The organism is Limimaricola sp. G21655-S1, assembly GCF_027213785.1.
GTDB lineage: Bacteria > Pseudomonadota > Alphaproteobacteria > Rhodobacterales > Rhodobacteraceae > Limimaricola.
In genome coordinates this window covers 1-260 of the sequence record NZ_JAPWGO010000320.1, presented here as the reverse complement: position 1 = coordinate 260, position 260 = coordinate 1, and the positions used below count along the sequence as shown (strand labels likewise).

Sequence of the window (260 nt, the reverse complement as noted above, 5' to 3'; positions counted from 1 at the left end):
GTGCAGGGCTTTGTTGCCGGTGGCCACTGGCTGCTTCCCGCTATCGACGGCCAACCCTATCTGGAAAACTCGCCGCTGTACTACTGGGCCGCGGCCGGTCTGGCGCGTTTGCTGTCCCCGTGGTTGCTGCCGCTGCATGATGCGGCGCGGCTGGCCACGCCACTATTCATGGCGGTAGCGCTGGCGTTTGCCGGGGGCATCGGGCGCGAGCTGATAGGCCGCCGCCATGGCCGCAGTGTGGTGATGATCCTGATCGGTTG

1 protein-coding gene is annotated in these 260 nt (G+C 66.5%); it reads left to right on the top strand.

Going from position 1 to position 260, the window contains the following annotated elements; genetic code table 11:
- On the top strand, window positions 1–260 hold a 260-nt coding region (locus O4G76_RS20935), incomplete at both ends, for a hypothetical protein (RefSeq protein ID WP_269399032.1).